This is a genomic window from Flavobacterium terrisoli, assembly GCF_030167905.1.
GTDB classification, from domain to species: Bacteria; Bacteroidota; Bacteroidia; order Flavobacteriales; family Flavobacteriaceae; genus Flavobacterium; species Flavobacterium terrisoli.
The window spans coordinates 159,351-175,095 of record NZ_JARGNA010000006.1 but is presented as its reverse complement, the minus strand read 5'-3'; the positions used below and the strand labels follow the sequence as shown (position 1 = coordinate 175,095).

General features: G+C 39.8%; 10 protein-coding genes. All 10 read left to right on the top strand.

Translation table 11 applies throughout. The annotated features are described in order from the left end of the window. Positions 1-138 precede the first annotated feature (138 nt). On the top strand, positions 139-1,158 hold the full coding sequence (locus P1K33_RS09810; RefSeq protein ID WP_284652780.1) for a LacI family DNA-binding transcriptional regulator: 1,020 nt from the start codon (positions 139-141) through the stop codon (positions 1,156-1,158). A gap of 187 nt (positions 1,159-1,345) precedes the next feature. Then, positions 1,346-2,875, top strand: coding sequence for an MFS transporter (locus tag P1K33_RS09805; RefSeq protein ID WP_284652779.1), 1,530 nt, complete (start codon positions 1,346-1,348; stop codon positions 2,873-2,875). After that, on the top strand, positions 2,868-3,521 hold the full coding sequence (gene pgmB / locus P1K33_RS09800; RefSeq protein ID WP_284652778.1) for a beta-phosphoglucomutase: 654 nt from the start codon (positions 2,868-2,870) through the stop codon (positions 3,519-3,521). The genes P1K33_RS09805 and pgmB overlap by 8 nt, the downstream gene beginning before the upstream one ends. A gap of 34 nt (positions 3,522-3,555) precedes the next feature. Further along, complete coding sequence (gene mdxK, locus P1K33_RS09795; protein ID WP_284652777.1) at positions 3,556-5,862, top strand: maltose phosphorylase MdxK; 2,307 nt, start codon at positions 3,556-3,558, stop codon at positions 5,860-5,862. A 60-nt stretch (positions 5,863-5,922) separates the two neighbouring features. Next, positions 5,923-7,773 (top strand): glycoside hydrolase family 13 protein, encoded by a 1,851-nt coding sequence (locus P1K33_RS09790; RefSeq protein ID WP_284652776.1) that lies wholly within the window; start codon positions 5,923-5,925, stop codon positions 7,771-7,773. A 3-nt stretch (positions 7,774-7,776) separates the two neighbouring features. Further along, positions 7,777-10,140: a glycoside hydrolase family 31 protein gene (locus tag P1K33_RS09785; RefSeq protein ID WP_284652775.1), complete on the top strand. Its 2,364-nt coding sequence runs from the start codon at positions 7,777-7,779 to the stop codon at positions 10,138-10,140. Positions 10,141-10,144: 4 nt separating this feature from the next. Beyond that, positions 10,145-11,788: an alpha-amylase family glycosyl hydrolase gene (locus tag P1K33_RS09780; RefSeq protein ID WP_284652774.1), complete on the top strand. Its 1,644-nt coding sequence runs from the start codon at positions 10,145-10,147 to the stop codon at positions 11,786-11,788. Between the two features lie 2 nt (positions 11,789-11,790). Continuing rightward, positions 11,791-12,438, top strand: coding sequence for a glycerophosphodiester phosphodiesterase (locus tag P1K33_RS09775; protein WP_284652773.1), 648 nt, complete (start codon positions 11,791-11,793; stop codon positions 12,436-12,438). Next, entirely contained in the window at positions 12,435-13,649 is a 1,215-nt protein-coding gene (locus P1K33_RS09770) for a BaiN/RdsA family NAD(P)/FAD-dependent oxidoreductase (protein WP_284652772.1), read from the top strand. Before P1K33_RS09775 ends, P1K33_RS09770 begins: the two co-directional genes overlap by 4 nt. Before the next feature lie 65 nt (positions 13,650-13,714). After that, positions 13,715-15,730: a T9SS-dependent choice-of-anchor J family protein gene (locus P1K33_RS09765; RefSeq protein WP_284652771.1), complete on the top strand. Its 2,016-nt coding sequence runs from the start codon at positions 13,715-13,717 to the stop codon at positions 15,728-15,730. Positions 15,731-15,745 lie beyond the last annotated feature (15 nt).

Below are 15,745 nucleotides of genomic sequence, written 5' to 3'. Positions count from 1 at the left end.
AACGCTTGTTAAATAACCACCGAAAACGTTTTCGTGTTGAAAACTTTTCCATTATTTCATTAATTTAAGACTAAAATTGACAGAATAAAAAATAACATATATCTTTATTCAGAAAATAGTATTTATCACATTCCCAAAATGAAAAGAAAAGTAACTTTAAAACAAATTGCCAGAGAGCTTGATGTCTCCATTTCTACCGTCTCAAAATCTTTAAGAAACAGTTTGGAAATAAGCGAAGATACCCGCCAGAAAGTTCAGGCATTTGCCAAATTATACAACTACAAACCCAACAATATTGCCCTCAGTTTAAAGAACAAAAAAACCAAGACAATTTGTATTATTATTCCTGAAATTATTCATCATTTTTTTGCCACCGTGATTAGCGGCGTAGAAAATGTTGCCAACGAAAATGGGTATAACGTTTTGGTCTGTCTTTCTGACGAATCATTTGACAAAGAGGTAATTAACATGGAAATGTTGGCCAACGGAAGCATCGATGGATTTATCATGTCGCTGTCAAAAGAAACCCAGTTGAAAAAAGATTTCCACCATATCGTCGAAGTCATTAATCAGGGAATGCCGGTGGTCATGTTTGACCGTGTAACCAATGAAATTCTTTGCGACAAAGTAATCATCGATGATAATTTGGCAGCCTTTAATGCAACCCAACATTTAATCGACAAAGGCTTTAAAAAAATTGCCCTGATTTCAACGGTAGATTATGTCAGCGTTGGGAAATTAAGAACCGAAGGCTACATCAAAGCCCTAAAAAACAACGACATTAAAGTCGATGAAAACCTGATCCTGAAAATTGAAGATACCGAAAACTTCGAAGACAGCATAGCGCATCTTTTGGCCAATAACGAAATTGATGCCGTTTTTGCCGTGAACGAGCTGTTTGCCGTAACGGCTATCAAAGAAGCCAATAAATTGGGCAAAAAAGTTCCGGAGGATCTTTCTGTCATCGGATTTACCGATGGAATTATCTCTAAATATTCTTCACCAAGCATCACTACTGTGAGTCAAAACGGCGTGAAAATGGGTGGCAAAGCCGCTAAAATGCTGATAGAAAGACTGGAAGCCGAAGAAGAGGAAGAAGAACAATACAGAACCGAAGTTATCGAGACTGAATTGGTCGAAAGAGAATCCACTAAATAAAAGGGTTTTTATCAACAAAAAACGTTTGCGTAAACTGTTAATGCCATTTTTTTTAAAGGGAACAGTTACAATATAAATTCTTTATTATCTTTACCATAATTATCAAAGCTTGTACTTTACTTCGAAAACAAATTAAAGTTTTGATAAGCAAAGCGCTTATCGTTTTATAAATCAATACATTACGATAATGGAAAAGCGTAAGTTAGGTTTCTGGGAGATTTGGAACATGAGTTTCGGTTTCTTAGGAATACAATTTGGTTTTGCCCTGCAAAACGCAAACACTTCAAGAATTTTTGACACCTTAGGAGCAGAAGTTGATAAAATAGGACTTTATTGGCTTGCCGCACCATTAACGGGTCTCATCATTCAACCAATTGTTGGTTATTTTTCAGATAGGACCTGGACCAAATTAGGGAGAAGAAGACCCTACTTTCTGGCCGGTGCCATTTTATCTTCCATCGCACTGATTTTTATGCCCAATTCACCAACCCTTTGGATAGCCATTGGAACTTTGTGGATTATGGATTCTTCCATCAACATTTCGATGGAACCTTTCAGAGCTTTTGTAGGTGATAACCTGTCCGAAAAACAACGCACACTGGGTTTTGCCATGCAAAGTTTCTTTATCGGATTAGGCGCTGTTGTGGGTTCGGCCTTACCTTACGTATTTACCAATTGGTTTGACATCGAAAATACGGCTCCTGAAGGCATCGTGCCTCCATCCGTAAAATGGTCATTCTATGTCGGTGGAATCGTTTTCTTTTTAGCCGTTCTGTGGACAGTTATGAAATCAAAAGAATATTCTCCAGAGGAATTAGAAGCTTTTGAAAATAGCAAAAAAGAGAGTCAAAAAACAACAGAGACCAACATTGAACAAGGTTGTACCGAAAAAAGACAATTTAACATTGGATTGGTTTTATCCTTCATTGGATTGGTCTTATCCTTCTTTGTTCATGACATGAATACCAAAAGCGAGAACAGCCATAAAGAGCTTTACATCCTTTCAATCGGTATTCTTGTTGCTGGAATTTTGTTTGCTTTGGTTTCCCAACTGAGGAAAAACCAAGTTCGAAACGGCTTTACCATTATCATTACTGATTTATTAAACATGCCCAAAACCATGAAGCAATTGGCTTGGGTACAGTTTTTCTCGTGGTTTGCTTTATTTGCCATGTGGATTTATACTACCAAAGCTGTTACCGGCCATGTTTTTGGAACCAATGACACTACCTCAAAAGTTTACAATGATGCCGCCGACTGGGTTTCTGTGATGTTCACCGTCTACAATGGTGTAGCTGCTGCAGTAGCCTTCTTGCTGCCGGTTTTGGCCAAAAGAACCAGCAACAAATTCACTCACATGCTGGCTTTGATTGCCGGAGGATTAGGATTGATTTCGGTTTATTTTCTATCCGACAAAGTTGGACTATTATTAGCCATGGTGGGTGTAGGTATTGCCTGGGCAAGTATCTTATCCATTCCATACGCTATGCTTTCGGGCTCATTGCCTTCAAGCAAAATGGGTTACTATATGGGTGTTTTTAACTTCTTTATCGTAATCCCGCAAATTGTGGCCGGAACCATTTTAGGTTTCCTGGTGAACACATTTTTTAATGATGAACCCATTTATGCTTTAATAATTGGCGGACTTTCCATGATACTGGCAGGTTTATTGACCCTGACCGTATCAACAAACAAAAAGATTGATATTAATGAGTAAAAAAGCATTCATTTTCGACCTTGACGGAGTAATCGTTGACACAGCCAAATATCATTTTTTGGCGTGGCAAAAATTAGCTCAGGAGTTAGGAATCGAATTTACCCCAGAACACAACGAAGAATTAAAAGGCGTTAGCCGCGTTCGTTCTCTTGACATCATTTTAGCTCTGGGCAATGTCCACGCTTCTCAAGAAGACAAAAACAGATGGCTGATCCAAAAAAATGAAGAATATTTATCCTATCTGGTCGATATGGATGAAAGTGAATTGCTCCCGGGAGTAATCAACGTTCTTGAATTTATTAAAGAAAAAAAACAACTGATTGCCTTAGGTTCGGCTAGTAAAAACGCCCGGCCTATTTTAGAAAAAACAGGGATTTTGCACTTTTTTGACGCCATCGTAGATGGCAATGATGTAGCCAATGCGAAACCTGATCCCGAAGTTTTTCTCAGAGCAGCAAAACTGGTGAAAGCAAACAACAAAAACTGTATCGTTTTTGAAGACAGTGTCGCCGGAATACAAGCAGCCAATATTGCCAACATGATCAGTGTCGGGATTGGAGAGGCAGAAATATTGCACGAAGCAAAATACAATTTTAAAGATTTTACGTTTATGGATCTTTCTTTTATAGAAGCACTCCTCGACTAAAATTGAATGATAAAAGGACAATAAAAAAATTACAATGAACCAAGATTATATAAAACCAGATAACTGGTCGATTATTGAAGAAGGATTTGATTTAGAAAGAGTAAAATCTTCGGAAAGTTTATTCAGTATTGGTAACGGCGCCATGGGGCAACGTGCCAATTTTGAAGAGTTTTACTCTGGTGATACTTTCCAGGGAAGTTACATCGCCGGTATTTATTATCCGGACAAAACCAAAGTGGGCTGGTGGAAAAACGGTTATCCGGAATATTTCGCCAAAGTGTTGAACGCACCGGTTTGGATTGGAATCTTAATCGAAATCAATGGCGAATCACTTGATATGGCTGCCTGTAAAATAGCCAACTTCAAACGCGAACTGAACATGAAAGAAGGTTGGTACAACCGCTCTTTCTCGGCGACCTTGAAAAACGGAATCGAAATCGACGTGAACGTTAGACGTTTCTTGTCTTTGGACTTAGACGAATTGGGCGTTATCAAGTATGAAATCACGCCAAAAAACAATGATGCCACTATTGTTTTCAAACCTTATCTGGATGCCGGAGTACACAATGAAGACGCCAACTGGGAAGAGAAATTTTGGGAACCATTGCTTACCCATCATAACAGCAACGAAGCTTTTGTCTTAGCCCGTACTTTCAAAACGCATTTTGAAGTGGCGACTTATATGCACAACAGCCTGTTTATTAATAACGAAAACCAAAATGTAAATCCAACAGCTGTCGAGACTACTTTAGACAAAGTGGTTTTTACTTATGAAAAATCGGTTGGTAAAGGTCAAACCGTTGCGTTCCAAAAATTGGGCGGTTATACCGTTTCCATGAATCATGCCTCAGCCGAATTGATTCCGGCGGCGCAAAAAGTAATCGAAAAAGGATTGGCTTTAGGTTATAATACTTTATTGCAAAATCAAATCGATGCTTGGGCCAAAATCTGGGAAATGAGCGATATTACTATTGAAGGCGATGTCAAAGCGCAACAGGGAATTCGTTTCAATATTTTCCAATTGAATCAAACGTATTTAGGCAAAGATTCCCGCTTAAATATCGGCCCAAAAGGATTTACCGGCGAAAAATATGGCGGTTCAACCTATTGGGATACCGAAGCGTATTGTATTCCGTTTTATATGGCCACCAAAGACCAACAAGTAGCGCGAAACCTTTTGGCGTATCGTTACAACCAGCTGGATAAAGCCATTGAGAATGCTCAAAAATTGGGCTTTACTAACGGTGCGGCTTTGTATCCGATGGTAACCATGAACGGTGAGGAATGCCACAACGAATGGGAAATTACTTTTGAGGAAATTCACCGAAACGGTGCGATTGCCTTTGCCATTTTCAACTATTACCGTTTCACAGGAGATTATAGTTATATACCGGAAAAAGGTTTGGAAGTCTTAATCGGAATTGCCCGTTTTTGGCACCAAAGAGCAACTTTCTCCACCTACAGAAATCAGTATGTGATTTTAGGCGTAACCGGTCCAAATGAATACGAAAACAACGTCAACAATAATTTCTACACGAATTATATTGCCAAATGGTGCATCGATTATACCATCGAGCAAATCGAAAAAGTGAAACAAGAATATGCTTCCGATTACTCAAGAATCATGAGCAAAGTAAAATTGGAAGACACTGAAATCCAACACTGGAAAAAAGTAGCCGATCATATGTACTTCCCGTATTCTGAAGAACACGATGTGTATTTACAACAAGACGGTTTCTTAGACAAGGAATTGGTAAAAGTCCACGATTTAGACAAATCACAACGACCGATCAACCAAAAATGGTCTTGGGACAGAATCCTGCGTTCGCCTTATATCAAACAGGCTGATACGCTGCAAGGTTTCTATTTCTTCGAAGATCATTTTACCAGAGAGCAATTGGAAAAACATTTCGACTTTTACGAACCGTTTACCGTTCATGAAAGTTCGTTATCGCCATGTGTTCACTCGATTCAAGCCGCTAATTTAGGCCGAATGGAACAAGCCTATACTTTCTATTTGAGAACGTCGCGTTTGGACTTGGATGATTACAACAAAGAAGTCGAAGAAGGTTTGCACATTACATCGATGGCCGGAACCTGGATGAGTATAGTAGAAGGTTTTGGCGGTATGCGTGTGAAAAACGACACATTACATTTCGAACCGAGAATTCCGAAAGACTGGAACGGCTATTCGTTCAAAATCAATTTCAGAAACCAGATTTTAAAAGTTTCTGTTCACCAAAATGAAACCAACTTTACCCTAGAAGGCGAAACAGCGATTTCGGTTTTCGTAAACGGAAAAGAAATCTTGGTTGAACCTAACAGTCTGGTAACCGTATAATTCAACAATCAAAACCCTTTCGGATGTCACTCTGAAAGGGTTTTTAATTTAACAAACAACATGAACAAACTACTATTATTGCTCTTGATTTCTGTTTCGGCTTTCGCCCAAGTGGACAAAGTGGAACCGCCGTTTTGGTGGAACGACATGACACATTCTGATGTGCAGGTTATGTTCTACGGCAAAAACATTGCCCAAAACGAAGTAACCGTTTCCAACGGCATCATCATCAAAGGCATACAAAAAACCGAAAATCCGAATTACTTATTTGTGACTATTGAAACAAAGAACATTCCGGCTCAGGATTTTGTCTTCACTTTCAAAAACGGTAAAAAGTCATTCACCCAAAACTATTCGCTAAAAGCAAGAAGAGAAAATTCACGCTTCCGCGAAAGTTACGACAGTTCGGATATGATTTATTTAATCATGTCTGACCGTTTTGCCAATGGTAATCCAAACAACGATAACAATGCTGCCTTAACGGAAAAAATGGACCGTTCTAAAGACAACGGCCGTCACGGTGGCGATATCGAAGGGATTATCAAAAACCTGGATTATATACAATCGCTTGGCGCGACAGCGGTTTGGCCAACACCGCTTTGCGAAGACAACGACGAACGTGGTTCGTATCATACTTACGGACAATCGGATGTGTACAAAATCGATGCGCGTTTCGGAACCAATGAAGATTATGTTCGCATGAGTGCCGAATTGCACAAACGCGGCATGAAAAACATCATGGATTATGTGACCAATCACTGGGGCTGGCAGCACTGGATGTACAAAGATTTACCAACACGCGATTGGGTTCACCAATTTCCTGAATTCACGAATTCCAACTACAGAATGACGACGCAATTTGATTCTAACGCTTCAGCTCGCGATGCCCAATATTGCATGGACGGCTGGTTTGTAAAATCGATGCCCGATTTGAATCAGTCGAATCCGTTGGTGTTGAATTACCTGACTCAAAATGCGATTTGGTGGATTGAATATGCCGATTTGGATGGTTTCCGCGTGGATACTTATTCCTATAACGACAAAGTTGGCATAGCCAAATGGACCAAAGCCATCACCGATGAATATCCACATTTCAATATTGTAGGTGAAGTTTGGATGCACGACCAAGCCCAAATGGCCTTTTGGCAAAAAGACAGTAAAATTGGTGCCATTCAAAGCTACAATTCCTATTTGCCTTCAGTAATGGATTTCACTTTACACGATGCTTTTGGTTCTGTTTTCAACGAAGACAAAGCTACTTGGGACAGAGGAATGATTAAAGTTTACGAGAATTTCACCAATGATTTTTTGTATCCCAACATTAATAACATTTTGATTTTTGCCGAAAATCACGACACGAATCGTTTCAACCAAGCGTACAACAACGACTTCAAAAAGTACCAGATGGCGATGACTTTATTGGCTACCGTTAGAGGAATTCCTCAATTGTATTACGGTTCTGAAATCGCGATGATGGGAGACAAAGGCAAAGGCGATGGCGACATCCGCAGGGATTTCCCCGGAGGTTGGAATGGCGATGCCAATAACGCTTTCACCAAAGCCGGCCGAACAGAAGAGCAAAACAAATTCTATGATTTCACCTCCAAACTATTCAATTGGAGAAAAAACAAGGACGTTATTCACTTCGGAAAAATGACACATTACGTTCCGGAAAACAATGTGTATGTTTATTTCCGATATAACGAAAAAGAAAGTGTAATGGTGGTGATCAACAATAGTGATGAAACACAAACTATTAAAACTAACCGCTTTCAGGAAAATATTAAAGGTTATACAACCGGAACTGATAATATCAACAAGCGATCCATAAATATATCTAAAGAAATAATCATTGAACCAAAATCTTCCTTGATTTTAGAATTGGGAAACAATCTGTATCGATTTGAATAAACCATGAAAAGAATACTTTTCTTATTACTTGTTTCTTCCATTGCATTTGCCCAAAATGCGAATCGAAAATACCTTTCCCACAGTTGGAAGAACAATCTTTTGGAAGTCAAAACCAATGACGGAACTTATCGAATCAAACCTTATTCTGATAAGATCATTGAAACTTCTTTTGTGCCGAATGGAGAAACATTTAACGCCAATTCGCATGCTGTTGTCAAAACACCTGAAAAAATAAAACCCGAATTCGTCAAAAACGACAATTCATTGATTTTACACACCAAAGGGATTACGGTTATTGTCAACAAATCGCCTTTTCAGATTGTCTATAATTCTAAAAAGGAATTGCTGTTTTCAGAAAAATTGGGTTATACCAAAAAAGATTCTACCGAGACTTTATCCTTTAACCTCGACAAGTCCGAAGTTTTATATGGTGGTGGCGCACGCGCTTTAGGCATGAACCGCCGTGGGAATCGTCTGCAGTTGTACAACCGCGCGCATTATGGTTACGAAACCAAAGCCGAGCTGATGAATTTCTGTATTCCGGTGGTTTTGTCTTCCAAATTGTACGCCGTGCATTTCGACAATGCCGCGATTGGCTACTTGGATTTAGATAGTAAAAATAACAACACATTAGAATACGAAACCATTTCGGGTCGAAAAACTTATCAGGTAATCGTCGGCGATACTTGGGAAGATTTGGTGTCGAATTATACTGATTTGACCGGGAAACAACCAATGCCTGCCCGCTGGACTTTTGGAAATTTCTCGAGCCGTTTTGGGTATCACAACCAGGAACAAGTAGAAAAAACCATTAACCGATTTAACAGTGACGGCATTCCGGTGGATGCTATTATTTTGGATTTGTATTGGTTTGGCAAAACCGTTCAGGGCACCATGGGTAATCTCGAATGGGACAAAGACCAATTTCCTAATCCGGAGAAAATGATAGCCGATTTGAATGCCAAAGGTGTTAAAACGATATTGATTACCGAACCGTTTATTTTGACAACCTCAACCAAATGGCAGGAAGCCGTTGATAAAAAAATATTGGTCACCGACAAAACCGGAAAACCGGCAACCTGGGATTTCTATTTTGGAAATACCAGTGTGGTTGACATCTTCAAACCCGAAGGCAATCAATGGTTTTGGAATGTATACAAACGTTTGATCAACCAAGGCGTTGGCGGTATGTGGGGCGATTTGGGCGAACCTGAAGTTTTCCCATCCAAAGCCATGACCGCAGCAGGAAAAGCAGATGAAGTCCACAATATTTATGGTCACCATTGGGCCAAATTAATCGCTGACGGTTACAAAAAAGATTTTCCAAACCAACGGCCATTTATCCTGATGCGTGCCGGTTATTCGGGTTCACAACGTTTTGGAATGATGCCTTGGAGCGGCGATGTTTCCAGAAGTTGGGGCGGATTGCAATCCCAAATGGAAATCGCGATGCAAATGGGAATGCAGGGAATGGCTTATATGCACTCGGATTTAGGCGGTTTTGCCGGAGATTATTTCGACAACGAATTGTATTTGCGTTGGTTGCAATATGGCGTTTTCAATCCTGTTTTCCGTCCGCATGCGCAGGAGGATGTAGCTTCGGAAGTCGCTTATAAAGATGTTCAGACTAAGGCCAAAGCCAAAAAATCGGTAGAACTTCGTTACCAATTGATGCCCTACAATTACACTTTGGCATTCGAAAACAACCAAAAAGGAACGCCTTTGATGCGTCCGTTATTCTTCGAAGAACCAACCAATGAAAAGCTGCTCAACGAAAAGGAAAGTTATCTTTGGGGTAATGCTTTTTTGATTAAACCAATCACCAAAGCAGGTGTAACTTCTACTGAAGTTTATTTCCCAAAAAGCAACAATTGGTTTGATTTCCATAATGGCAAAAAGTACTCAGCCGGCGCAACCGAAACTGTAAAAGTAGAAGAAGAATACATTCCGACATTTGTTCGCGGTGGCAGTTTTGTCCCAATGATTGCTACGATTCAAAATGCTTCGAAGTATTCCTTGGACAATTTTGATTTGCATTTTTACTTTGATGAAACGGTAAAAACTTCCACCGGAAAATTATACAACGACAATGGCGAAACGCCGCAGGCTTTTGAAAAAGGACAATACGAACTGCTTAATTTTATCAGTATTAACAACGGCTCAACATTAATTCTAAAATTGAACGCAACCGTGGGCAAAAACTATTCGGCTATCGATAAAAATGTTTCCGTGCTCATCCACAATATCAAAGCCAAACGCATTTTTGTCAATGGCAACGAATTGTTCTTCAAAACCTTCCACGAACCTTTGCAAATTCCGGTAACATGGAAAAAAGGCACAACGCCTGAAATTAAAATTGAATACTAATCATATGAAAAACATACTGCTTACGCTTTCCGCTTCACTCCTACTGTTGGGTTGTAATTCGACTAAAGAAACAACCAAAAATCAACCAACCAAGACGCCTTTTGTTTGGGAAAGTGCCAATGTCTATTTCCTGTTGATTGACCGATTCCAAAACGGCAATCCGGCGAATGACAAAATCATCAATCGCAATAAACCCACCGGAGTATTGCGTGGTTTTGAAGGTGGCGACATTCGCGGCGTAATCCAAAAACTGGACGAAGGTTATTTTACCAATTTAGGCATCAACGTCATTTGGATGACACCGGTCGTGGAGCAAATTCACGGTTCAGTAGATGAAGGAACAGGAAACACTTATGGTTTTCACGGCTATTGGACCAAAGACTGGACAGCAGTTGACCCAAGTTATGGCACCAAAGAAGATTTAAAGGAATTGGTCGATAAAGCCCATGCCAAAGGCATCCGAATCATGCTCGACGCTGTAATCAATCACACCGGACCGGTAACCGAATTGGATCCGGTTTATCCAAGTGATTGGGTTCGAACTTCGCCAAAATGCACTTACAAATCATACGACACTTATATCAATTGTACACTCGTTGAAAACCTTCCGGATGTGAAAACGGAAAGCAATGAAAACGTTTCTTTGCCTCCAATGTTAGCCGATAAATGGAAAAAGGAAGGCCGTTACGAACAGGAAGTAGCCGAATTGGATGCGTTTTTCAAAAAAACCGGTTATCCTCGTGCGCCGAAATATTACATCATGAAATGGCTTTCGGATTATATCACCGATTATGGGATTGATGGTTACCGTGTTGATACCGCCAAACATACGACTGAAGACGTTTGGGCCGATTTCAAAAAAGTATGTGACAAGACTTTCGCCGATTTCAAGAAAAAAAATCCTTCAAAAGTGTTAGACAACAATGGTTTCTTTACCGTTGGTGAAGTCTATGGCTATAATATCGGTGCCAAAAGACTATATGATTTTGGCGATAAAAAAGTAGATTATTACGCCAATGGTTTCACCGGATTAATCAATTTTGATTTCAGGAATGAAGCCAAAATGAACTATGAAGAATTGTTCTCAAAATATTCTAACATCCTGCAAAACGATTTGAAAGGCAACACCGTAATGAACTATACAACCTCACATGATGATGGTTATCCTTTTGACAAAAAACGTGAAAAAACCTTTGAAGCCGGAACCAAATTATTGTTGGCGCCCGGAATTTCACAAGTGTATTACGGAGACGAAACCGCCCGTTCATTGGAAATTGAAGGCGCACAAGGTGATGCGACTTTGCGTTCGTTTATGAATTTTGGCGACTTAAAAATCGACCGTTTCAAAAACAAATTGCTGATGCATTACCAATTGCTGGGTATGTTCAGAAAAAACCATCCGGCTGTTGGCGCCGGTGTTCACCAAATGATTTCGCAATCGCCTTATGTGTTCAGCAGAAGTTACAACAGCGATAAAGTTGTCGTTGGGTTGGATTTGCCAAAAGGTCAAAAAGAAATGGCTGTCGGAACCATTTTTGCCAACGGAACGAAAGTCAAAGATGCCTATTCAAACACGGAAACCGTAGTTGAAAACGGCAAAGTTTCTTTGAATACTGATTTTACGATAGTCCTACTCGAAAAAATATAACCATGCTCAAAATCGGTCATCGCGGTGCCAAAGACCATGCAGCCGAAAACACTTTGGCTTCCTTCCAAAAAGCCATCGATTTGGGCGTTGACATGATTGAACTCGATATTCAGCTAAGTTTGGATAAAATGCCGATGGTGATTCACGACCAGTCTGTTGACCGAACCACTCCGAAGACAGGTTTGGTTTCCGATTATTCCGCCAAAGAGCTGCAACATTTGGGCATTCCAACCTTAAGAGATGTTTTTGAATTGGTGCATAACCAATGTGAAATCAATGTTGAAATCAAAGCCTTTTCGGCAACGAAAAGCGTTTTGGATTTGATTGACAAAAACACTTTCGACAAAAATAAAATCCTCATTTCCAGCTTTGATTGGAATGCGTTGCAGGAAATCCGTTTTCACGATGACGACATTCGCATTGGCGTTTTAACCGAGACTGATTTGGACTTGGCTCTGGCTTTCGCCAAATTCATCAAAGCCTACTCCATTCATCCTCATTATCATTTGCTTTCGAGAGAAAATGTAGCGCAAATGAAAGACAAGCATTTTAAAGTTTTCCCATGGACGATAAATGAGCCGGAAGATATTACCTTTGTGAAATCGTTAAACGTTGACGGTATCATTACAGATTTTCCCGAGCGAATATGAATTCAAACTATGACATTATTATTGTTGGCGGCGGTGCGGCAGGTTTTTTTACGGCCATCAACACCGTCGAGAATAATCCTAAACTCAAAGTCGCTATTTTGGAGCGCGGTAAAACCGTTTTGGAAAAAGTGCGAATTTCGGGTGGCGGACGATGTAATGTTACCCATGCGTGTTTTGTGCCAAATGATTTGGTCAAATTTTATCCGCGTGGCGAAAAGGAATTGCGCGGACCGTTTCATAAGTTCTGCTCGGGCGATACAATTGAATGGTTTGAGAAGCATGGCGTTGAACTGAAAATTGAAGATGACGGCAGAATGTTCCCAACTTCAGATTCGTCACAAACAATCATCGACTGCTTTTTGGGCCTGACCCAAAAATTAAAAATCGATGTCTTAACCGGCCAGAGTGTACAATCGCTTTTTCACGGTGAGAATTACTGGAAAGTGGAAACGAATCACGAAATGTATTCTTGCCAAAAACTGGTGATGACCACCGGCAGCAATCCTAAAATTTGGGAAATGCTCCAAAGTATGAATCATACTATTGTGCCACCGGTTCCTTCGCTGTTTACTTTTAACATCAAAGATACCCGTATTAAAGATTTGATGGGCGTTTCGGCGTTCGCCACAGTCAAAGTCAAAGACACTAAGTTGGAAGCCTCTGGGCCTTTATTGATTACCCATTGGGGAATGAGCGGTCCCGGAATTTTAAGGCTTTCCGCTTGCGGCGCGATTATTTTGGCCGAAAAAAAATACCAATTTGTCATAGAAGTCAATTGGCTCAACGACGTCACTTTTGACGAAGCGATGGAAACACTAAAAGAACTCAAGCAGGAACATGCCAAGAAAGTAGTCAGTAAAAAATCGCCCTTTGACTTTCCGAATCGTTTGTGGGAAAGTTTGGTTTTGGCTTCCGGCATTTCGGACGAAACCAAATGGGCTGATTTGACTAAAACGCAATTGACCCATTTGGCGAACCAACTCACCAACGGGCAATTTCAAGTGAATGGCAAAAGCACTTTTAAGGAAGAATTTGTGACTGCCGGCGGTATTGATTTAAGGGAAATCAACTTCAAAACGATGGAAAGCAAGCTGCATGAAAACTTATTTTTTGCCGGAGAAATTGTCAATATCGACGCCATTACCGGCGGATTTAACTTTCAAAACGCCTGGACCAGCGGATTTATCGTAGCTAAAAAAATCACGGAATAATTCCTATAAGTAGCATTGTAGTTTGTTCAAAATCAGTTAAATTTGGTTTCCAAAATTGCTGACCGATGAAAAAACTATTACTCCTATTTGTTACTATTATCATTTCAAACAGTGTTTCAGCCCAATTTTACGAAGGCTTTGAAAACACCTCCGGGCCGGATCCTGTACCTTCCACCAACTGGACTTTAGGCAGTGGTAATTGGGCGGTGTTTGATAATGGTGTAGGACAAGCCGAACGATGGAAAATAAATAACACTGTTGGTATGCCTACGATACAGTATTCGGGGGCCAATGCTGCTTATATTACCAGGGAAAACATAGGTCAGGGAAATACTTCAGAGGATTATTTAGCCACTCCGGCGATAACCATAAATACAGATGATGTTTTGAGTTTTCAAAGCAGAAGCTGGACCATGGGCGACCAAGGCACCCTATACCAAATAAAGATTGCTCCCGCATCGGCTCAGCAAGATGACCCTAATGCATATACCCTAGTTGCTCAATTTACGGAGAGTGAATTAAGTTCAAATCACTATGTTTATGAAGCTAAGTTTGTTGATTTATCAGCTTATGCGGGCACAACTGTTTATATTGCTTTTGTTAAAAAATATACTCAGTCTTCTTCATCCTTAGACGGTGACCGCTGGTTGTTAGACGAAGTTACCGTTCAAGAAGACTATGATTGTTTGATTAATAACAGTTGTTCCAATTATTTTGTCATATCCGCTTTTATCGACAGCAACAACAATGGGATAAAGGATAATGATGAATTACCTTTCCAATATGGTAATTTTGTTTATCAGGTCAACAATTCCGGTAATGACATATATGCCAGTTCAAATTATGGAGACAATTATATATACAACCCTATCTATAATACTTCTTATGACTTTAATTATGCCATAAATAGTGATTTTACACCCTATTTCACCTGTGGCACCTCTTACACTGATTTTACCAACAATACACTTGGGACTACACTCTATTTTCCTGTCATTCAAACCGCTCCTTTTTCTGATGCCCGTGTTTCTCTTTACCCCTGGAACCAGCCTAAACCAGGCTATACTTACAGAGTTGGTGTCTATCTTAGAAATACTGGCGAACTCGTTATTCCAAATGCTAGTTTAACTTTTACCAAAGATCCTAATCTGACCATCAGTGCAATATCAGCACCACCAAGTTCAGATCCTGACCCTGTGATTACCCCTACCGGATTTACTTATGATTTTACATATTGGCAACCTAATGAAAATATAACAATCTATGTTGATTATTTAGTCCCTACGCTACCTACGGTTACTTTAGGGCAATTAGTGACTAGTAGTGGAACTATTCAAACAGCCAATGATGCTGTTTCAGGAAACAATTCATCTTCTTTTTCTTCAGTTATTGTGGCTTCCTATGACCCGAATGATATAACCGAATCCCATGGCAATCGAATTGTTTTTGCCGATTTTGGCACCAATGATTATCTGAATTATACCATTCGCTTTGAAAACACCGGTACGGCTGCGGCTGAGTTTATAAGAGTCATCGATGCATTAGACAATAAGTTAGACGAAAGCACCTTTGAGCTGATTGACGCAAGCCATAATGTAGATGCCATAAGAAGCGGTTCCCAACTGACCTTTAATTTCAACCATATCAATTTGCCACCAAGTACTATTAACACTGATGATGGCCATGGTTATGTTAAGTTCAGAATCAAGCCAAAACCGGGCTATGCCATCGGGGATATTATTCCAAATACGGCTTCTATTTATTTTGATTTTAACCCGGCGATTGTGACCAATACTTTTAATACGGAATTTGTTCAAAGCCTGGGCAATGATTCCTTTGAAAACAATAATGTTAGTTTGTATCCCAATCCGGCAAGCGATTTCATTACGATAACCAACTCAAATGAAGTAATCTCAAGTGTAAATCTTTATGATATTTCAGGTAAAAAAATATATTCGATAACAGAAAATATGACTGCCGAAATCAACTTTAATCTTTCCGGATTTGCTAAAGGATTGTATTTACTGGAGTTATCGACTGAGAACAACAAAAAAACAACTAAGAAGTTAATTATTAAATAGATAACTGCTCAACCA

Bases quoted from the DNA above. Each gene is read 5' to 3' on its own strand.
- P1K33_RS09780 (WP_284652774.1), top strand. From the start codon at position 10,145: ATGAAAAACATACTGCTTACGCTTTCCGCTTCACTCCTACTGTTGGGT.
- P1K33_RS09770 (WP_284652772.1), top strand. From the start codon at position 12,435: ATGAATTCAAACTATGACATTATTATTGTTGGCGGCGGTGCGGCAGGT.
- P1K33_RS09775 (WP_284652773.1), top strand. From the start codon at position 11,791: ATGCTCAAAATCGGTCATCGCGGTGCCAAAGACCATGCAGCCGAAAAC.
- mdxK (WP_284652777.1), top strand. From the start codon at position 3,556: ATGAACCAAGATTATATAAAACCAGATAACTGGTCGATTATTGAAGAA.
- P1K33_RS09785 (WP_284652775.1), top strand. From the start codon at position 7,777: ATGAAAAGAATACTTTTCTTATTACTTGTTTCTTCCATTGCATTTGCC.
- P1K33_RS09790 (WP_284652776.1), top strand. From the start codon at position 5,923: ATGAACAAACTACTATTATTGCTCTTGATTTCTGTTTCGGCTTTCGCC.
- pgmB (WP_284652778.1), top strand. From the start codon at position 2,868: ATGAGTAAAAAAGCATTCATTTTCGACCTTGACGGAGTAATCGTTGAC.
- P1K33_RS09765 (WP_284652771.1), top strand. From the start codon at position 13,715: ATGAAAAAACTATTACTCCTATTTGTTACTATTATCATTTCAAACAGT.
- P1K33_RS09810 (WP_284652780.1), top strand. From the start codon at position 139: ATGAAAAGAAAAGTAACTTTAAAACAAATTGCCAGAGAGCTTGATGTC.
- P1K33_RS09805 (WP_284652779.1), top strand. From the start codon at position 1,346: ATGGAAAAGCGTAAGTTAGGTTTCTGGGAGATTTGGAACATGAGTTTC.